Raw genomic sequence first — 18,957 nt, forward strand, 5'->3', positions numbered from 1 at the left:
CCTCGGTCGCAGGCTCCCTCGGCGCTGGGGTCGCGGCATCGCTTCGCGCTGCTCCTAGCTCCACCGCGCGAGCGGCTATTCTCGAACCGGCATGTATCGCACACTCTTCTCCCTCGTCCTGTCGAAGCTCGACCCGGAGCGCGCGCACCATCTCGCCTTCCTGGTGATCCGGGCGCTCCCCGCGCTCGGTCTCGGCGGCCTCGTCCGTCGCTTCACCGCGCCCGACCCGTCGCTCGCCGTGGCGGCCCTCGGCCTGCGGTTCGCGTCCCCGTTCGGCGTCGCCGCCGGCTTCGACAAGGACGGCGAGGCGGTCGTCGGCCTCGGCGACCTGGGCTTCGGTCACGTCGAGGTGGGCACCATCACCGCCCTCCCGCAGCCGGGCAACGACCGCCCGCGCCTGTTCCGGCTCATCCCGGACCGCGCGGTGATCAACCGCATGGGCTTCAACAACCACGGCGCCGGGGAGGCCGCGAACCGCCTGCTGAAGGTGCGCCGCGCCCGCCACCGGCCCGTGCTCGGCGTGAACATCGGCAAGAGCCGTGTGGTGGCCGTCGAGGACGCCACCCAGGACTACCTGACCAGCGCCCGCGCGCTCGCGCCCGTCGCCGACTACCTCGTCGTGAACGTGAGCTCGCCGAACACACCGGGCCTCCGCGGCCTCCAGGAGCTGGAGCTGCTGGCCCCGCTGCTGACCGCCGTCAAGCAGGTCGCAGGGGAGACCCCGCTGCTGGTGAAGATCGCGCCCGACCTCACCGACGAGCAGGTCGAGAAGATCGCGGGCCTCGCCGTCGAGCTCGGCCTCGCCGGGATCATCGCCACCAACACCACCATCTCCCGCGAGGGTCTGATGACCGACCGCGCCGTGGTGGAGGCCGCCGGCGCCGGCGGCCTGTCCGGCGGCCCGCTCGCCGCGCGTTCGCTGGAGGTGCTGCGCCTGATCCGCGCGCACGTCCCCGCCGAGCTGTGCGTGATCTCGGTCGGCGGAGTGGAGACCGCGGAGCACGTGCAGCAGCGCCTCGACGCCGGCGCCACCCTCGTGCAGGGCTACACGGCGTTCCTCTACCGCGGCCCGCTCTGGGCGCGGCAGATCAACCGCGGGCTGCTACGCCTCCGGCGTGCCCTGGTGGAAGCGTAGGCGCCAGCGCCCTCCCACGCGCAGCCACAGCGAGCTGCGCAGGCTGGCGCCGCGGTCGTCCACCGTGCGCGCCGTGAGCAGGATGGCGTCCGCGCCGATCCGCTCGGTGCCCAGCACGGCGAGCTCGGCGGCGGGGGCGTCCTCCTCGGCCAGGGCCTCCAGGATCGCGTCGCGGCCCCACAGCCGCCCGGAGCGGCCGATCTCCTCGAAGTCGGGGTGCAGCAGCGCGGCGACGCGGGCGGAGTCCGCGCGCACGGCCGGCTCCACGAGCTCGCGCTCCAGACGCTTCACCACGTCCTCATCGGACTCGGAGGCGCTGAGCAGGTCGTCGAAGAGGTCGAGTTCCACCGTGGCGGCAGCGGGTGCCGCGGGCTCCGCCTTCTCCGCCACAGCCAGCGCGGGCGCCGGCTCGTGCACCGCCGCGCCCGGCCAGCCCGGCCCGATCGGGATGGCGTCGCCGTCCCGGTAGGCGGTGGCCGCGGCCCTGGCGCGCTTGTCGGCGGCCTCGTTCAGCTCGTGGCCCGCGTGGCCCTTGACCCACTCGAATGTGTACGTCCGGCCGTGCAGCGCCCGGTCGAGCCGTTCCAGCAGCTCGCGGTTGAGCACGGGAGCGCCGTCCGACTTGCGCCAGCCCTTGCGCTTCCAGCCGGGCATCCACTTGGTGACCGAGTTGATCACGTACTGGCTGTCGCACAGGATGCGCAGGTCGTCGTCCACGTGCGCGGTCGACTCCAGGAGGTCGATGACCGCCATGAGCTCGCCCATGTTGTTCGTGCCGTGCGGCCAGCCGCCGGCCGACCAGTGCTCGTCGTCGACGTACCAGGACCAGCCGGCAGGGCCGGGATTACCGAGGGCGGAGCCGTCCGCCGCTGCGACGATCGTCACGTCAGGCGGGGTACTGGCCGCGCTTGACCTGCGGCTTCGGCAGGCGCATGACGCGCAACTGGAAGGCGCGCATGGCGGCGTACCACTTGAGGCCGCGCTCCACCTTGGTCTTGCCGAACTTGTCGCCGACCTTCCTGGTCACCATGAGGCCGAGGACGATGCCGTCGACCACCGCGATGAAGAAGAACACCCACAGGGCCACGAGGCCCCAGACCTGCATGAACGCCCACGGCAGGAAGCTGAGCACGATCACCAGCAGCATGACCGGGATGAGGAACTCGCCGATGCTGAACCGGGCGTCCACGTAGTCGCGGACGTACCGGCGCTGCGGGCCGCGGTCGCGCTGCGTGAGGTAGCGCTCGTCGCCCGCCGCCATGCCGGCGCGGGCCCTTTCGCGCGCATCGGCCTGGTGCGCACGTGCCGCCTTGGCCGCCTCCTTGCGGTCGGTCGGCACCAGTGGCCGCTTGCGCGCGGCTTCCTGCTCGCGGCGGGTGGGCGTCGGGGCGCCCTTGCCCTGCAGCCGGGCAGCGGTCTGTTCGGGGGTCTCGGTGGCGGGCGCCTGCGCCTCGGCCGCCGGATTCTGTCGTTTCGCCAAAGCTTGAGCCTTCGTTCTGGGGTCCGTTTAAGATTACCCGCATGACAGACACCCAGCAGACTCCTTCCGGCCGATCCGCAGCCGGGGACCGGCCGGAGGTGGAGGAGCGCATCCGCGCCTCCGTCGAGACCGGCCTCCCGTCGACCATCGCCGAGCTCTCGCGCCTCGTGCGCATCCCCTCGGTCTCGTGGACCGCCTACGACCCGGGCAACGTCCGCAAGAGCGCGGAGGCCGTGGCGGAGCTGCTGCGCGAGACCGGCGCGTTCGAGAGCGTCGAGGTCAAGCAGGCGCCGATCAGCGGCCCGTCGACCGGCGCGGGTGAGAACCTCGGCCAGCCGGCCGTGCTCGCCACGCGTGCCGCCAAGAACGGCCGTCCGACCGTCCTCCTCTACGCCCACCACGACGTCCAGCCGCAGGGCGACGCCGAGCACTGGGACACCCCGCCGTTCGAGCCGACCGTGCGCGGCGACCGGCTCTACGGCCGCGGCGCCGCCGACGACAAGGCCGGCGTGATGGCGCACGTCGCGAGCGTCCGCGCGCTCGTGGACGTCCTGGGCTCCGACTTCGACCTCGGCCTCGCCGTCTTCATCGAGGGGGAGGAGGAGTTCGGCTCCCGCTCGTTCGCGAACTTCCTGGAGCAGAACAAGGCGGCGCTCGCGGCCGACGTGATCGTGGTTGCCGACTCCGACAACGTCGACATCGACACGCCGGCGCTCACCGTGTCGCTGCGCGGCAACGTGACCTTCAAGCTGACGGTCTCGACGCTGGAGCACGCGTCGCACTCCGGCATGTACGGCGGCGCCGCCCCCGACGCGATGCTCGCGCTGGTCGCGCTGCTCGCGACGCTGCACGACGAGAACGGCTCGGTCGCGGTGGAGGGCCTGCGCTCGCACGACGACGCGGCCGAGCCGCCCGCGGTGAGCGAGGAGCAGTTCCGCGAGGAGGCGGCGCTGCTGCCCGGCGTGAGCTCGATAGGCACCGGGCCGATCCTGTCGCGGATGTGGTCGCAGCCGACCGTGACTGTCACCGGCATCGACGCGCCCAGCGTCGTGGACGCCTCCAACACCCTCCTGCCGAGCGTCGCCGTGCGGCTCAGCGCCCGGATCGCGCCCGGCCAGCCGGCCGCCGAGGCCTACGAGGCCCTGGAGCGCCACCTGCGCGCGCACGCCCCCTTCGGAGCGCACGTGGAGATCAGCGACGTGGACACCGGGGACGCCTTCCTGGTCGACACCGCGGGCTGGGCCGCGACCGAGGCCAAGCGCGCCATGACCGACGCCTGGGGCAAGGAGGCCGTGGAGACCGGCGTCGGCGGGTCCATCCCGTTCATCGCCGACCTGGTGCGCGAGTTCCCGGAGGCGCAGATCCTGGTCACCGGTGTGGAGGACCCGGACACCCGCGCCCACAGCCCGAACGAGTCGCTCCATCTCGGGGTGTTCAAGCGGGCGATTCTCGCCGAGGCGCTCCTGCTCGCGCGCCTGGACGCCCGGAACTGAGCGATCTCGCGGGATCACGTCGTACAATCGATGCAGATTTCGCAAATCGAATCCGAAACACGTGTGAGGAGTCCCATGACCGACACAACGCTGACCGCGACCAAGGCCCACGGCGTCGGCCTGACCGACAACGCAGCGGGCAAGGTCAGGAGCCTGCTCGAGCAGGAGGGCCGCGACGACCTGCGTCTGCGCGTCGCCGTCCAGCCCGGCGGTTGCTCGGGGCTGATCTACCAGCTCTACTTCGACGAGCGCATGCTCGACGGGGACGCGACCGTCGACTTCGACGGCGTGGAGGTCATCGTCGACAAGATGAGCGTGCCCTACCTGGACGGTGCCACCATCGATTTCGAGGACACCATCCAGAAGCAGGGATTCACGATCGACAACCCCAACGCGACGGGTTCGTGCGCCTGTGGAGACTCGTTCCACTGAGCGTTCTATAACACAAAAAACAGCTCTGGGCCGCCCCTTGTGGGCGGCCCTTTGTGTTCGAAACCGGGTGTCCGTCGGAGTAGGGTAGAGAACGCCACATACAGTTGCATGTGAACTGTCCCCGAGTCTCTCGAAAGGTCACCGGTGCGTCACAATCGCCGTTTCCGATGGGTTGCAATCCCGATCGCAGCGACACTTGCCGTCGTCCTTGCGGGCTGCACGCAGGCCCAGCTCCATGGCTTCCTGCCGGGCTTCGTCGAGGGCCAGCAGCCCGTCACCAACCACACCGACCGCATCAGCGGCCTCTGGGTGACGAGCTGGATCGTCCTGCTCATCGTCGGCATCATCGTCTGGGGTCTCATCCTCTGGGCGGTCGTCGTGTACCGCCGCCGCAAGGGACAGACCGGCCTGCCGGTGCAGCTCCGCTACAACATGCCGATCGAGATCTTCTACACGATCGTGCCGCTCATTCTGGTCCTCGGCTTCTTCGCCTTCACGGCGCGCGACCAGAACGCCATCGAGCAGCCGTACGCGCACCCCGACCTCAAGATCCAGGTCTACGCCAAGCAGTGGGCGTGGGACTTCAACTACGTCACCGACAACGTGTACGACCCGGGCATCCAGGCCCAGCCGAGCGACTCGAACGCGACGCCGGGTGCGGTCCAGGAGAGCCAGATCCCCACGCTCTACCTGCCCGAGAACAAGAAGATCACCATCCAACTCGACTCGCGCGACGTGATCCACTCCTTCTGGGTTCCGGCCTTCCTCTACAAGAAGGACGTCATCCCGGGCAAGACCAACTACATGTACTTCTCCACCACCGGCCGCACCGGCACCTTCGTCGGCAAGTGCGCCGAGCTGTGCGGCGAGTACCACTCGGCGATGCTCTTCAACGTGAAGATCGTGTCGCAGAGCGACTACGACGCCCACATCCAGTCGCTGCGCGACAAGGGCTTCAAGGGCCAGCTCGGGTCCCAGTACGATCGCAACAACAACCTGCCCGGAACGGGCGCCCCCACGGGCAACAAGTGATTCCGGCAACGAGTAGGACACACGCATGACGACGACAGCACCGGCGCCCGGAGCGACCACCGCGCCCGCTCCGAAGCCCACCCTCCTCACCGCCAACGGCGTTGAGCGCAAGGGCAACATCCTTGTGAACTACATCACATCGACGGACCACAAGACCATCGGGTACATGTACCTGATCTCGTCGTTCATCTACTTCCTCATCGGCGGCGTGATGGCCCTGATCATCCGTGCCCAGCTCTTCGAGCCGGGGCTCCAGGTGGTGCAGACCAAGGAGCAGTACAACCAGCTCTTCACGATGCACGGCACGATCATGCTGCTGATGTTCGCGACGCCGCTCTTCGCCGGCTTCGTGAACGTCCTCATGCCGCTGCAGATCGGCGCCCCCGACGTGGCGTTCCCGCGTCTGAACGCGCTGGCGTACTGGTTCTACTCGTTCGGCTCGCTGATCGCGGTCGCCGGCTTCCTCACCCCGCAGGGTGCGGCGTCGTTCGGCTGGTTCGCGTACGCGCCACTGTCGAGCACGACCTTCTCGCCCGGCATCGGCGGCAACCTCTGGGTCGTCGGCCTCGGCCTCTCCGGCTTCGGCACCATCCTCGGCGCCGTCAACTTCATCACGACCATCATCACGATGCGCGCGCCGGGCATGACCATGTTCCGCATGCCGATCTTCACCTGGAACGCGATGGTCACCTCGATCCTCGTGCTGATGGCCTTCCCGGTGCTCGCCGCCGCGCTCTTCGCCCTCGCCGCCGACCGCGTGTTCGACGCGCACATCTACGACGCCGCGAACGGCGGGGCCCTGCTCTGGCAGCACCTGTTCTGGTTCTTCGGCCACCCCGAGGTGTACATCATCGCGCTGCCGTTCTTCGGCATCGTCTCCGAGATCTTCCCGGTGTTCAGCCGCAAGCCGATCTTCGGGTACAAGACCCTGATCTACGCGACGATCTCGATCGCGGCCCTGTCCGTCACCGTGTGGGCGCACCACATGTACGTGACCGGATCGGTGCTGCTGCCCTGGTTCTCGCTGATGACGATGCTCATCGCGGTCCCGACCGGCGTGAAGATCTTCAACTGGATCGGCACGATGTGGCGCGGCTCGCTGACCTTCGAGTCCCCGATGCTGTGGTCGATCGGCTTCCTGATCACCTTCACCTTCGGTGGCCTCACCGGCGTCATCCTCGCGTCGCCGCCGCTGGACTTCCACGTGTCCGACACCTACTTCGTGGTGGCGCACTTCCACTACGTCGTGTTCGGCACGGTCGTGTTCGCCATGTTCGCCGGCTTCTACTTCTGGTGGCCGAAGTGGACGGGCAAGATGCTCAACGACCGTCTCGGCAAGTGGCACTTCTGGCTGCTGTTCATCGGCTTCCACACGACGTTCCTCATCCAGCACTGGCTGGGCGTCGTGGGCATGCCCCGCCGGTACGCCACCTACCTGCCGTCCGACGGCTTCACCTGGATGAACCAGGTGTCCTCGATCGGCGCCGGCATCCTCGCGATCTCGATGCTCCCGTTCTTCGCGAACGTCTACCTGACGGCGCGCAACGCGCCGAAGGTCACCGTGAACGACCCGTGGGGCTACGGCCGCTCGCTCGAGTGGGCGACCTCCTGCCCGCCGCCGCGGCACAACTTCACGTCCATCCCGCGCATCCGCTCCGAGTCGCCGGCGTTCGACCTCAACCACCCCGAGGCCGGAATCCCGATCGGCGTCGGCGGCGGCAAGGACGCCCCGGACGCTCCCGTGCTCGACATCTCGAACAACAAGGTGAAGTAACCCATGAGAGCCAATTCCGTCCTCTTCTGGATCCTGTCGGTCTTCTTCATCCTCTCGGCGGTCGTCTACACGCTGTGGAGCCTGCTCGACCCGATGCACCTGAAGGTCGAGTGGGTCGGCACCGTGGCGCTGACGCTGAGCGCCATCCTGGCCGCGTTCATCGCCTTCTATGTGGGCCGCTCGCACGCGGCCCAGGGCGGCGAGCTGCCGGAGGACCGCCTCGACGCGAACATCGACGACGGCGATCCCGAGCTCGGCCACTTCTCCCCGTGGAGCTGGTGGCCCGTGGCCCTCGCAACCGGTGCCGCGCTGGTCATGCTGGGCCTCGCGGTCGGCTTCTGGATCTGCTTCATCGGCGTCGCCTTCAGCGTCGTCTGCATCGTCGGCTGGGTCTACGAGTACTACCGCGGCTACTTCGCGCGCTGACCCGCGCACCGCGTACGACGAGGGCCGCCTCCCACAGGGAGGCGGCCCTCGTCGTGTGCGCGCGTCAACACAGAGCGCCCGCTACACGCCACCCTTCCACCGCGCCAGCGACGCGTCGCGACCCTGGCCTGCACGACTTGGCAGGACACGCCGCGTCCACTGTCGCCGCGACGGCATGTTCTGCCAAGCAGACGCGCACGTCCCGCCCGCTGCGCGGCGCACGCGCTTCGCGGCGTGCGTGCGCAGAGGGTCGCAACACGCCGCTATCCCGCCGCGATAGCGGCGTGTTGCGACCCCTGTCCTGCACGCCTTGGCAGGACATGCCGCGTGCGCGCCCGGCGAGACGGCGTGTTCTGCCAGGGACGCGCGTGCTGCGCGACGCGCGTGCAGCTCCGCGCGCGTGCAGCCTCGCCGAGTGCGCCTCCGCGTGCGGGCGGCGCTGCATGCACGCAGAGGGGCCGCGTGAACGGGGCGCGGGCCCTGAGATTGCGGCGCGCCGACGGCGCGTCCCTTGTGCTCCTCGGGGCGCGGGTCAGCGGGGCGTGAAGGTGACGACGTCGACGGAGACCGTCGTCTCGGTCGCCTCGGCGGGGGTGGTGCCGGCGTGGCGGGCGGACGGCCCCATGGCCGCCAGGGCGCGCCGGAGATCGTCGTCGAGCGCCAGGTCGTAGCTGACGTGTTCGCGTGCCAGTGGGGCATATGCGGGCTCTGCGGCGGCCATGACGTCCTCCGCCTTGTCGGTGGGGACGTCGAGCATTCCACCCGCCGCCCGCAGTGACGCGAGGTGGTCGGCGCGGGGGACCACGACGGCGAGGGTCCCGCCCGGCCGCAGCACGCGGTGGAACTCGGGGAGGTTGCGCGGCGCGAACACGTCCAGAACGGCATCCACACTGTGCGAGCGCACCGGCAGCGGACGCCAGGTGTCCGCCACCAGTCCGTCGACGTCGGGTGACGACCGCACGGCGCGGGCGACAGCGGCGGGGGAGAGGTCCATCGCCAGCCCGGCGGCGCCGGGCGAGCCGGCCAGCACGGCCCGCAGGTAGTAGCCGGTGCCGGCGCCCGCGTCCAGGAGACGCTGCGGCGATCCGATGGCGGCCGCGAGGGCCTCGGCGATCGGCGCGTACGCCCCGCCCTCCAGCACCGTGTCGCGCGCGTCGAGCATCTCCGTCGTGTCGCCCACGAACTTGCTGCCGCCGCCCAGGAGGGACACGTAGCCGCGCTTGTTCACGTCGTGGCGGTGACCCTGCGTGCAGCCGAGCGTGAGACGGTCGACCGGCTCCAGGTCCTCGGCACAGACGGGGCAGCGCAGCCATGATCCCAGCCGGGCCAGGTCGGTCATCACTGCCTCCGGGGACGAATAGTGGGGGATACGCGAAAGCGCCGGTGCAGAAGCTGCACCGGCGCTCTCACACGCGATCAGTGGTGGCCGTGGCCCGACTCGAGCTCGCCGCGGGTCGGCGGGATCAGCCGGTCCTCGAAGAACCACCGGGACAGGCTCGCGCGCATGCGGGTGCCTGCGGTGATCTTGCCACGCTTGTTCGGGCGGATCATCAGCGGCTCGTACGCCTCGTAGCTGATCAGGCGCCAGCGCTCGTAGTCGCTGAGCTGCTCGTGCACCTCGATGAACTCGCCACCGGGGAGCTTCACGATGCGGCCGGTCTCGTAGCCGTGCAGGGCGATCGAGCGGTCCTTCTTCGCCAGCGCGATGCAGATGCGCTTGGTGAGGAAGTACGCCACGACCGGGCCGACGAAGAGCAGGGCCTGGAGGGTGTGGATGACGCCCTCCATCGTGAGCTTGAAGTGCGTCGCGATGATGTCCGACGAGGCCGCAGCCCAGAACACCGCGTAGAAGGTCACGCCGGCGGCGCCGATGGCGGTGCGGGTGGCCGCGTTGCGCGGACGGTCCAGGATGTGGTGCTCGCGCTTGTCGCCGGTGACCCACGCCTCGATGAAGGGGTAGATCATCACGGTCACGATGAAGAGACCGAGGATGGCGACCGGGACGATGATGTTGAACGACCAGGTGCGGTTCAGCCAGACGAACTCCCAGCCCGGCGGCACCAGACGCAGCGCGCCGTCGGCGAAGCCGATGTACCAGTCCGGCTGGGTTCCGGCGGACACGGGGGAGGGGTCGTACGGGCCGTAGTTCCAGATCGGGTTGATGGTGAAGAACGACGCCATGGCCGCGACGACACCGAACACGATGAAGAAGAAGCCGCCGGCCTTCGCCGCATAAACGGGGAGGACCGGGTAGCCGACGACGTTGCCCTGCGTGCGGCCGGGGGCGGCGTACTGGGTGTGCTTGTGGACGACCACGAACACGAGGTGCAGCGCGATGAACGCGACCACCAGGGCGGGCAGCAGCAGGATGTGCAGCGTGTAGAGGCGTCCGACGATCGCGGTGCCGGGGAACTCGCCGCCGAACAGCAGGAACGAGATCCAGGTGCCGACCACGGGGAGGCCCTTGATCAGGCCGTCGATGATCCGGAGGCCGTTGCCCGAGAGCAGGTCGTCCGGGAGCGAGTATCCGGTGAAGCCCTCGGCCATGGCCAGGATGAACAGCGTGAAGCCGATCACCCAGTTCAGCTCGCGCGGCTTGCGGAACGCGCCCGTGAAGAAGATGCGGAGCATGTGCAGGCCGATCGCGGCCACGAACAGCAGCGCCGCCCAGTGGTGGATCTGACGCACGAGCAGGCCGCCGCGCACCTCGAACGAGATGTTGAGGGTGGACTCCATCGCCGCGGACATGTGGATGCCCTTGAGCGGCACGTACGAGCCGTTGTAGACGACCTCCGCCATCGACGCCTGGAAGAAGAACGTCAGGAACGTTCCGGTCAGCAGGATGACGATGAAGCTGTAGAGGGCGACCTCACCGAGCAGGAAGGACCAGTGGTCCGGGAAGATCTTGCGACCGAACTCCTTGACCGCGCCCGAGATGCTGGTGCGGTCCTCGATGTAGTTGGCGGCGGCAGCGGTGAAGCCGCCGCTCTTGGCCGTGGTGGGTGCCGCAGGGGCTGCGGCGGTCGAGGTGCTCAATGACGCTCCCAGAAACTCGGGCCGACGGGCTCGTGGAAGTCGCTGCGGGCGACCAGGTAACCGTCGGCGTCAACGGTGATCGGCAGCTGCGGCAGTGGCCGCTTCGCCGGTCCGAAGATGACCTGCGCCTCGTGCGTGATGTCGAACTGCGACTGGTGGCACGGGCACAGCAGGTGGTGGGTCTGCTGCTCGTAGAGGGCCACAGGGCACCCGACGTGCGTGCAGATCTTGGAGTAGGCGACGATGCCGTCGTAGTTCCAGTTCTCGCGGCCCTGGGACACGTGCAGGTCCTCGGGCTTGAGGCGCATGAGCAGGACGGCCGCCTTGGCCTTCTGCTCCAGCATGTCGGGGGCGTCGTTGAGGCCCTCGGGGATGACGTGGAAGGCGCTGCCGAGCGTGACGTCGGAGGCCTTGATCGGCGTTCCGGACGGGTCGCGGGTGAGGCGGATGCCCTTGGCCCACATGGTCTGCGACAGCAGCTCGGCCGGGTCCTCGCCCTGCGGCGCGAGACCGCGGAAGAGGATGATGCCGGGGAGCGGGAAGGCGATCAGCGCGCCGATGAGGCTGTTGCGGATCAGGACCCGGCGGTTGAAGCCGGACTCCTCGTCGGCCTGGCGGAAGATCTCCGCCGCGCGCTCGGTGGTCTGCTCCGAGCCGCGCACGGGGTGGCGGAGGTCGACGCCCTCCTTCTCGTGCATGAGGGCTTTGCCCCAGTGCACAGCGCCGATGCCGATCGCGAGGAGGGCCAGGGTGATGCCGATGCCGATGAACAGGTTGTTCAGGCGGACCGAGCCCGGGTCGCTGTCGTTGATCGGGAACGCCATGTAGGCGGCGACCGCCCAGACGGAGCCCGCGATCGACAGATAGAACAGCGTGTAGACGGTGCGCTCGGCGCGCCGCTCCTTCTTGGGGTCGAGGTCGGTCACCCGGGACCGGTGCGGCGGGAACCCGGGGTTCTCGACGGCGTCGCGGATGATCACCGCCGTTCCGGGGTCGCCGGTCCGGTGCACGTCGACGGCCGACGAACTGGCTGGCGTCAGCTCGTGACCGCCGTTCTCGTCCTGTGCCATTGTTCTCCTTCTTACGCTGTGCTTCTACAAGTACGACAGAACGGTCAGTTGGACTTCGCTGTGATCCACACGGTCAGGGCGACGATGGCGCCCAGGCCGAAGATCCAGAGGAAGAGTCCCTCGGCCACCGGGCCGAGCGAGCCGAGCTCGATGCCGCCCGGGGACGGGTTGTTCTGGATGTACTTGAGGTACGTGATGATGTCGGCCTTGCCCTGGGGCGAGATGTTCAGGTCGTTGAAGACCGGCATGTTCTGCGGGCCGGTGACCATGGCCTCGTAGATGTGCTTGGCGCTCACGCCTGTGAGCGGCGGGGCGTACTTGCCCTCGGTGAGGGCTCCACCGGCGCCGGCGACGTTGTGGCACATCGCGCAGTTGATCCGGAAGAGCTGGGCGCCGTTGGCGGCGTCGCCCTTGCCGTCGAGGTACTTCTGCTCGGGGATCGAGGGCCCGGGAGCGAGGGAGGCGACGTAGTCGGCCAGGGCCGCGACCTCTTCGTTCGAGAACTGGACCGGCTTCTCCTGGGCCTGCGGGCCCTGCATCTGCATCGGCATGCGGCCGGTGCCGACCTGGAAGTCGACCGCTGCGGCGCCGACGCCGATGAGGGACGGCGCGTTGACCGTGCCCTGGGCCTCCATGCCGTGGCAGGTGGCGCAGTTGGCCTGGAACAGCTTCTGGCCCTGCGAGATCGAGGACGAGCTGGCGGTCTGGACCTGCGGGGTGTCGGCGGAGGCCGTGGTGGTGGTGAACGCGGCGTAGGCTCCGCCGGTCAGGCCGAGGCCGATGGCGAGCAGTGCGACGGTGGCGAGCGGGTGGCGGCGGCCGGTCTTGCGCGCGGCCTTCGCGTTACGCGAGGGCGCTGCTGCGCGGGACTTCTGGGTGCCGGGGACGCGGGGACGCATGAGGTGGGGTCAGCTCCTGTTGATCTATCGGATGATGTAGATGACCGCGAACAGTCCGATCCACACGACGTCGACGAAGTGCCAGTAGTACGACACGACGATGGCGCTCGTGGCCTCTTTGTGGCCGAAGGTCTTGACCGCGAAGGCGCGGCCGATGACGAGGAGGAAGGCGATGAGGCCGCCGGTGACGTGGAGGGCGTGGAAGCCGGTCGTCAGATAGAAGGCGGAGCCGTAGGCGTTGGCGTCGAGCGAGATGCCCTCGGAGACGAGCGTGGCGTACTCGAGCACCTGGCCGGAGACGAAGATGGCGCCCATGATGTACGAGAGGGCGAACCACTCGACCATGCCCCACTTCCAGAACTGGAGCGGGCGTCCCGTGCGGCGCGGCTGGAGGCGCTCGGCGGCGAACACCCCGAACTGGCAGGTGAACGAGCTCAGCACGAGGATCGTGGTGTTCACAGCCGCGTAGGGGATGTTCAGGTGCTGCGTCTCGGCGGCCCACAGACCGGGCGACGTCGACTTGAGCGTGAAGTAGATCGCGAACAGGCCCGCGAAGAACATCACCTCGGAGCCGAGCCAGACGATCGTGCCGACGGCCACGACATTGGGCCGGTTGATCGCCGGCGCACTCGTTGCAGGGGAAATGGAGGTGCTCGTCACAATTCCCATTATGGCTGAAAAGAAGCCGTGGTTTTCTCACCTGAATGGCAGGAATCTGCTCCGATTCAGGAAAGGAGGCCCGTGCACCTGGTACAAACCGGCGGCTCCCCGTGGCGTGTCGCCTCCCCATAGGATCGCTGTATGACGGAAATGCAGTCCTGGTCGTCCGTGCTCACCTCTTTGCTGGCCCGTGAGGACCTCAGCGTGGCGGACGCGGCGTGGGCGATGGACCAGGTCATGTCGGGCGAGGCTACCGAGGCCCAGCTCGCCGCATTCCTCATCGCTCTGCGCGCCAAGGGCGAGACCGTGGACGAGATCGTCGGCTTCCGCGACGCCATCCTCGACCACGCGGTGCCGCTGCCCGTCGACCCGATGGCGCTCGACATCGTGGGCACCGGCGGCGACCGGTTCGGAACCGTGAACGTTTCGACCACGGCCTCCATCGTCGCCGCGGCCGCGGGTGTGCCGGTCATCAAGCACGGCAACCGGGCGGCCAGCTCGTCGTCCGGCTCCTCCGACGTGCTCGCGGCGCTCGGCATCGACCTGACCCTGCCGCCGGAGCGCGTGGCCGAGGTGCTGAAGAGCACCGGGATCACCTTCGCGTTCGCGAGCGCCTTCCACCCGGGATTCGCCAACGCCGGCCCCGTGCGCTCCCAGCTCGGCGTGCCGACCGTGTTCAACTTCCTCGGGCCGCTGTGCAACCCGGCGCGCCCCGAGGCGTCGGCGGTGGGCGTCGCGACGCTCGACCGCATCCCGCTGATCGTCGGCGTGTTCCAGACCCGCGGCGCGACCGCGCTGGTCTTCCGCGGCGACGACGGCCTCGACGAGCTGTCGACCACCGGTCACAGCCACGTCTGGGAGGTCTCCAGGGGCCTCGTCACCGAGCACGACATCGACCCGCGCGATCTGGGCATCCCGCGCGCCAGGATCGAGGACCTGCTCGGCAAGGACGCCGCGTACAACGCGGCTGTCGTGCGTGCCGTGCTCGCGGGCCAGGAGGGCCCCGTGCGCGACATCGTCCTGCTCAACGCGGCGGCCGGGCTCGTGTCCTACGAGCTCGCGTCCGACCCGTCGAGGGTCCAGGTGTCCATCCTGGATCGGTTCCGTTCGCACATGGCGGTCGCCGCCCAGGCGATCGACTCCGGGGCTGCGGCCGCGAAGCTCGAGGAATGGGTCGAGGCGACGCACTGACAGCAAGTGGAAGGAAGGGTTTTCGATGAAGAAGCTCATCAACGACGTACCCGACGTCGTCGCCGAGTCCCTCGCGGGGTTCGGACGGGCTCACGCGGACATCGTCACGGTGTCGCAGGACCCCCGCTTCGTCTCCCGGGCCGACGGCCCGGTGCGCGGCAAGGTCGGCCTGGTCAGCGGTGGAGGCAGCGGCCACGAGCCGCTGCACGCCGGTTTCGTGGGGAAGGGCATGCTCGACGCCGCTGTCCCCGGTGAGGTCTTCACCTCGCCGACGCCGATGCCGATCGTGGAGGCCACCAAGGCCGCGGACGGCGGAGCGGGCGTGCTCCACATCGTGAAGAACTACACGGGCGACGTGCTGAACTTCGAGACGGCCGCCGACCTGGTGGGCGCGGAGGGCATCACGGTGCGGGCCGTCGTCACCAACGACGACGTGGCCGTTCAGGACTCCCTGTACACCGCGGGCCGCCGCGGCGTCGCCGGAACCGTGCTGGTGGAGAAGATCGCCGGAGCCGCCGCCGACCGCGGTGACGACCTCGACGCTGTCACCGCAGTGGCGAAGAAGGTCAACGCCAACGTGCGCTCGATCGGCCTCGCCCTCACCGACGGCACCGTGCCCCACGCGGGCGAGCCCGGCTTCGTGCTGCCGGAGGACGAGATCGAGTTCGGTGTCGGCATCCACGGCGAGCCCGGCCGCGAGCGGATCAAGCTCGAGCCCGCCGACCGCCTGGTCGACCGCATGATGGACGCGATCCTCACCGACCTGCCGTTCTCCTCGGGCGACACCGTGCTGCTGTTCGTCAACGGCATGGGCGGCACGCCGCTCTCGGAGCTCTACATCCTGTTCCGGCGTGCGGCGGAGATCCTGGACGAGAAGGGGATCGTCCTCGGCCGGTCGCTGGTCGGGAACTTCGTCACCTCGCTGGAGATGCAGGGCGCCTCCATCTCGGTGCTGAAGCTGGACGACGAGCTGACCGCACTGTGGGACGCGCCGGTGCACACCGCCGCGCTCCGCTGGGGCGTGTGAGCTGGCCGGCGCGGACCGGGGCGTACGCTCCACACACCGGATGACGGACACGACACGAGGAAGGACGCGCTGATGGCGCTGGACACGAACTGGGTCACCTCCTGGATCTCCGCCGCGGCCACGGCCGTCGGCGAGCACAAGGGTGAGCTGAACACGCTCGACCGGGAGATCGGCGACGGCGACCACGGAGAGAACATGGACCGCGGCCTGCGTGCGTCCGTGGACGCGCTGGGGAAGCTGCCCGCCGACGCGACGCCGTCCGCGGCGCTGCGGTCGGTGGCGATGACCCTGATCTCCACGGTCGGCGGCGCGTCCGGCCCGCTGTACGGCACGGCCTTCCTCAAAGCGGCCGAGCCGGTCGGCGACGCCGACCCGATCGACGGGGAGACCCTGGTCGCGCTCCTCAGGGGCGCGCGCGACGGCATCGTGTCCCGAGGGAAGGCGGAGCCCGGCGACAAGACGATGGTCGATGCCTGGACCCCCGCGGTGGAGGCGGCCTCGGCCGCGCTCGCCGCGGGGGACGACCCGGCCGCGATCCTCGACGCGGCGGCCGCGGCCGCCGAGCAGGGCTCGGACGCCACCATCCCGCTCGTCGCCCGCAAGGGTCGCGCCAGCTACCTGGGCGAGCGCTCGGCGGGACACCGCGACCCGGGGGCGCAGTCGACCGCGCTCATCCTCCGCGCCGCTGCCGAGGCGGCCGGATGACCGGCCGCGTCGGGATCGTCTTCGTCTCGCACAGCTCGCAGCTCGCCGCCGGCGCCGTCGCCCTCGCCGGGCAGATGGCGCCGTCGGTGACGCTGCTGCCCGCGGGCGGGACGGACGACGACGGCATCGGCACCAGCTTCGGCAAGGTGATGACCGCGGTGGGGGAGGCCGATCAGGGCGCCGGCGTCGTGGTCGTCAGCGACCTCGGCTCGGCACTGCTGACGGCGGAGACCGTTCTCGACCTGCTTCCGGAGGACGAGCGCGAGCGCGTGCGCGTGGTCGACGGGCCGTTCGTGGAGGGCGGCGTCGCCGCGGCCGTCGCCGCGGAGACCGGCGCCGACCTCGCGGGGGTCGCTGCTGCCGTCGAGGGCGCGCGCTCGGCGTGGGGCGGCGCGGAGGAGCCACCGGGCGCCGCAGCTCCGTCCGAAGCCGCGGCTGCTGTGCGCGGCGCGGACGGCTACACGCGGGAGGTGCTCGTGCGCAACCCGCAGGGCCTGCACGCCCGGCCGGCCGCCGAGTTCGTCAAGCTGGCCAACACCTTCCCGGTGAAGCTGACCGTGAACGGCAAGGACGCCAAGAGCCTGCTCGGCGTGATGTCGCTCGGGCTGACCGCGGGCGCCACGGCCTCCATCGCGTCCCCGGACAGCGAAGGGGAGGCCGCAGTCGACGCGTTGGTCGAGTTGGTCGAGAGCGGCTTCGGAGAGGTCTGAGCCCTCCGCAGCCGTCGGTGACGGAGGGGGTCGGCCTACAGGTCGGCCGCCATCTCCAATTCCCGGGCCCTGCGGTCGAGGGGGTACGGCTGCGTGCGGCCGGTGAAGGCGAACCCGCGGCGCTCGTAGTAGCGGATCGCGGCCGTGTTGTGCTCGTGGACCTCCAACAGCAGGCGCCCGGAGCGGGGGCGCGCCCAGTCGATCACCGCGTCCAGCAGCGCGTCGGTGACGCCGTGCTCACGTCCGCGCAGCGCCGGCGTCACGTAGACGCCGACGAGGTGCGGATCGCGGGAGCCGGAGGCGTGAAAGCCGCCCATCGTCCCGAGCCAGCGTCCGTCGGGCGCGACCGCGGCGAACAACCTGCTGGCGGACGATGTGTTCGCCGCACGCCGCCGCCAGTGCTCGTCCGGGTGCGTGCGCGCCGCCGCCACGGTCTCGAGGAAGGCGATGGGCGTGTCCTCGAGCATCTCCAGCCGGATCGCGCGGTACGCGGTCCAGTCGTCCTCCACGCTCGGGCGGACGACCCACGCGGACGTCACGTCAGTTCCGCTCGGCCAGCAGTGCCTCGGTCTCGGCGAGCAGGATGGCCGTGCAGAGCCCGTCGAGGGCCGCGCGGAGCTCGGCGAGCGGCGGGAACGTGGGCGCGATGCGGATGTTCGCGTCGCGCGGGTCCTCCCCGTACGGGAAGGTCGCCCCGGCGGGCGTCACCGCGATGCCGGCCTCCTTGGCGAGCTGGACGGCCCGCTTGGCGCAGCCGTCGAGCACGTCGAGGCTGACGAAGTAGCCGCCGTGCGGCGCGTTCCAGGCGCCGGCGCCCCACGGCTCCAGCCGCGCGCGGAACGCCTCGTCGACCGCGGCGAACTTGGGCTCCAGGATGGCGCGGTGCTTCTCCATGTGCGCCGCCAGGCCCTCGGCGTCGCCCAGGAACTGCACGTGGCGGAGCTGGTTGATCTTGTCCGGGCCGATGCTCTGCGCGGCCGAGTTGTGCTGGAACCAGGCGATGTTGGCCTCCGACGCGCCGACGAACGCGACGCCCGCACCCGGGAACGTGACCTTGGAGGTGGAGGCGAAGATCAGCGGGCGGTCCGGGTTGCCGGCCTCGGCGGCCAGCGCCAGGATGTCGATCGGCTCCGGCCGCTCGTCGCTCAGGTGGTGCACGACGTAGGCGTTGTCCCAGAACAGCCGGAAGTCGGGCGCGGCGGGCAGCGACACCAGCGCACGCGCGACCTCCTCGCTGTAGACCGCTCCGGTCGGGTTGGAGTACACCGGCACGCACCACATGCCCTTGATGCTGTCGTCGGTCGCCAGCAGCGTCTCGATCGTGGCGATGTCGGGGCCGTCATCGTTCATCGGCACCGCGATCATCCGGATGCCGAAGCGCTCGCAGATCGTGAAGTGCCGGTCGTAGCCCGGCACCGGCGCCAGGAAGCTGATCGACTGGTGGCCCCACGGCAGGTCGCCGCCGGGGACGCCGTGCAGGAGCGCCTGCGCGACGGTGTCGTGCATGACCGTGAGGCTGGAGTTGCCGAGCGCGAGGAGCTGGGCGACCGGCACCCGCAGCGCGTCCGCGAAGATCGCGCGCAGCTCGGGGAGGCCGTTCGGGCCGCCGTAGTTGCGCAGGTCCGTTCCCGCGGCGTCGCGGTAGGCCCCGTCGGGCAGGTGCAGGAGGTCGTTGGAGAGGTCGAGCTGCTCGGCGGACGGCTTGCCGCGCGTGATGTCGAGCGCGAGGCCGGCGGCCTTCAGCTCGTCGTACGCGCGCTCGAAGTCGGCGTGCGCGGCGCGGAGCGCTTCGGTGTCGAGGTCGGCGAGGGGTGCGGGAGCAGTGGTCACAAATCGATCGTACCGGCGCGCTGGCATTGACGTCCCGGCGTGACGTGCCAACATCCG

The 18,957-nt window shown here is 69.9% G+C and carries 19 protein-coding genes; 10 read left to right on the forward strand and 9 right to left on the reverse strand.

The window, feature by feature from the left end:
* Nucleotides 1-91 precede the first annotated feature (91 nt).
* Entirely contained in the window at nucleotides 92-1,135 is a 1,044-nt protein-coding gene (locus ABIA36_RS13620; RefSeq protein WP_369963021.1) for a quinone-dependent dihydroorotate dehydrogenase, read from the forward strand.
* Here the strand turns inward: ABIA36_RS13620 and ABIA36_RS13625 are convergent.
* Both ABIA36_RS13625 and ABIA36_RS13630 read right to left on the reverse strand, forming a co-directional pair.
* The gene (locus ABIA36_RS13625) at nucleotides 1,103-2,020 is read right to left on the reverse strand and encodes an RNase H family protein (protein WP_369963022.1); all 918 of its coding nucleotides are present in this window, start codon (nucleotides 2,018-2,020) and stop codon (nucleotides 1,103-1,105) included. The two genes, ABIA36_RS13620 and ABIA36_RS13625, sit on opposite strands and share 33 nt — an antisense overlap.
* A gap of 1 nt (nucleotide 2,021) precedes the next feature.
* Nucleotides 2,022-2,615 (reverse strand): DUF3043 domain-containing protein, encoded by a 594-nt coding sequence (locus tag ABIA36_RS13630; protein ID WP_369963023.1) that lies wholly within the window; start codon nucleotides 2,613-2,615, stop codon nucleotides 2,022-2,024.
* Between the two features lie 41 nt (nucleotides 2,616-2,656).
* Here ABIA36_RS13630 and ABIA36_RS13635 point away from each other — a divergent pair, with 41 nt between their 5' ends.
* From ABIA36_RS13635 to ABIA36_RS13655, 5 genes are all read left to right on the forward strand, one after another.
* Complete coding sequence (locus tag ABIA36_RS13635) at nucleotides 2,657-4,108, forward strand: dipeptidase (RefSeq protein WP_369963024.1); 1,452 nt, start codon at nucleotides 2,657-2,659, stop codon at nucleotides 4,106-4,108.
* Nucleotides 4,109-4,183: 75 nt separating this feature from the next.
* Nucleotides 4,184-4,540 (forward strand): iron-sulfur cluster insertion protein ErpA, encoded by a 357-nt coding sequence (gene erpA, locus ABIA36_RS13640; RefSeq protein WP_345834712.1) that lies wholly within the window; start codon nucleotides 4,184-4,186, stop codon nucleotides 4,538-4,540.
* A gap of 144 nt (nucleotides 4,541-4,684) precedes the next feature.
* Nucleotides 4,685-5,572 (forward strand): cytochrome c oxidase subunit II, encoded by an 888-nt coding sequence (coxB, locus tag ABIA36_RS13645; protein WP_369963025.1) that lies wholly within the window; start codon nucleotides 4,685-4,687, stop codon nucleotides 5,570-5,572.
* Between the two features lie 25 nt (nucleotides 5,573-5,597).
* Complete coding sequence (gene ctaD, locus ABIA36_RS13650) at nucleotides 5,598-7,346, forward strand: cytochrome c oxidase subunit I (protein ID WP_369963026.1); 1,749 nt, start codon at nucleotides 5,598-5,600, stop codon at nucleotides 7,344-7,346.
* A 3-nt stretch (nucleotides 7,347-7,349) separates the two neighbouring features.
* Complete coding sequence (locus ABIA36_RS13655; protein ID WP_369963027.1) at nucleotides 7,350-7,772, forward strand: cytochrome c oxidase subunit 4; 423 nt, start codon at nucleotides 7,350-7,352, stop codon at nucleotides 7,770-7,772.
* A 532-nt stretch (nucleotides 7,773-8,304) separates the two neighbouring features.
* On the opposite strand, the gene ABIA36_RS13660 is transcribed toward ABIA36_RS13655, so the two are convergent.
* From ABIA36_RS13660 to ABIA36_RS13680, 5 genes are all read right to left on the reverse strand, one after another.
* Complete coding sequence (locus ABIA36_RS13660; RefSeq protein WP_369963028.1) at nucleotides 8,305-9,111, reverse strand: methyltransferase domain-containing protein; 807 nt, start codon at nucleotides 9,109-9,111, stop codon at nucleotides 8,305-8,307.
* 77 nt (nucleotides 9,112-9,188) lie between these two features.
* On the reverse strand, nucleotides 9,189-10,808 hold the full coding sequence (locus ABIA36_RS13665) for a cytochrome bc complex cytochrome b subunit (protein ID WP_369963029.1): 1,620 nt from the start codon (nucleotides 10,806-10,808) through the stop codon (nucleotides 9,189-9,191).
* Nucleotides 10,805-11,878 (reverse strand): Rieske 2Fe-2S domain-containing protein, encoded by a 1,074-nt coding sequence (locus ABIA36_RS13670; RefSeq protein WP_369963030.1) that lies wholly within the window; start codon nucleotides 11,876-11,878, stop codon nucleotides 10,805-10,807. Before ABIA36_RS13670 ends, ABIA36_RS13665 begins: the two co-directional genes overlap by 4 nt.
* 44 nt (nucleotides 11,879-11,922) lie before the next feature.
* A complete protein-coding gene (locus tag ABIA36_RS13675) occupies nucleotides 11,923-12,777 on the reverse strand; it encodes a c-type cytochrome (RefSeq protein WP_369963031.1) in 855 nt (284 codons plus the stop codon).
* Nucleotides 12,778-12,801: 24 nt separating this feature from the next.
* Nucleotides 12,802-13,446 (reverse strand): heme-copper oxidase subunit III, encoded by a 645-nt coding sequence (locus ABIA36_RS13680; protein WP_369963032.1) that lies wholly within the window; start codon nucleotides 13,444-13,446, stop codon nucleotides 12,802-12,804.
* A 132-nt stretch (nucleotides 13,447-13,578) separates the two neighbouring features.
* Between ABIA36_RS13680 and trpD the strand changes: the two genes are divergently transcribed.
* From trpD to dhaM, 4 genes are all read left to right on the forward strand, one after another.
* Entirely contained in the window at nucleotides 13,579-14,628 is a 1,050-nt protein-coding gene (gene trpD / locus ABIA36_RS13685) for an anthranilate phosphoribosyltransferase (RefSeq protein ID WP_369963033.1), read from the forward strand.
* Between the two features lie 25 nt (nucleotides 14,629-14,653).
* Nucleotides 14,654-15,655, forward strand: coding sequence for a dihydroxyacetone kinase subunit DhaK (dhaK, locus tag ABIA36_RS13690; RefSeq protein ID WP_369963035.1), 1,002 nt, complete (start codon nucleotides 14,654-14,656; stop codon nucleotides 15,653-15,655).
* A 72-nt stretch (nucleotides 15,656-15,727) separates the two neighbouring features.
* Complete coding sequence (gene dhaL / locus ABIA36_RS13695; protein ID WP_369963036.1) at nucleotides 15,728-16,360, forward strand: dihydroxyacetone kinase subunit DhaL; 633 nt, start codon at nucleotides 15,728-15,730, stop codon at nucleotides 16,358-16,360.
* Nucleotides 16,357-17,070, forward strand: a complete 714-nt coding sequence (gene dhaM, locus ABIA36_RS13700; RefSeq protein ID WP_369963037.1) for a dihydroxyacetone kinase phosphoryl donor subunit DhaM — start codon at nucleotides 16,357-16,359, stop codon at nucleotides 17,068-17,070. The genes dhaL and dhaM overlap by 4 nt, the downstream gene beginning before the upstream one ends.
* Before the next feature lie 35 nt (nucleotides 17,071-17,105).
* On the opposite strand, the gene ABIA36_RS13705 is transcribed toward dhaM, so the two are convergent.
* Nucleotides 17,106-17,609, reverse strand: coding sequence for a GNAT family N-acetyltransferase (locus ABIA36_RS13705; protein WP_369963038.1), 504 nt, complete (start codon nucleotides 17,607-17,609; stop codon nucleotides 17,106-17,108).
* 1 nt (nucleotide 17,610) lies between these two features.
* Nucleotides 17,611-18,900 carry an aminotransferase class I/II-fold pyridoxal phosphate-dependent enzyme gene (locus ABIA36_RS13710; RefSeq protein WP_369963040.1) on the reverse strand — a complete coding sequence of 430 codons (1,290 nt, stop codon included), beginning with the start codon at nucleotides 18,898-18,900 and terminating at the stop codon, nucleotides 17,611-17,613.
* Nucleotides 18,901-18,957: the final 57 nt, after the last annotated feature.

This window comes from Leifsonia sp. EB34 (genome assembly GCF_041260585.1).
Classification (GTDB): Bacteria; Actinomycetota; Actinomycetes; order Actinomycetales; family Microbacteriaceae; genus Leifsonia.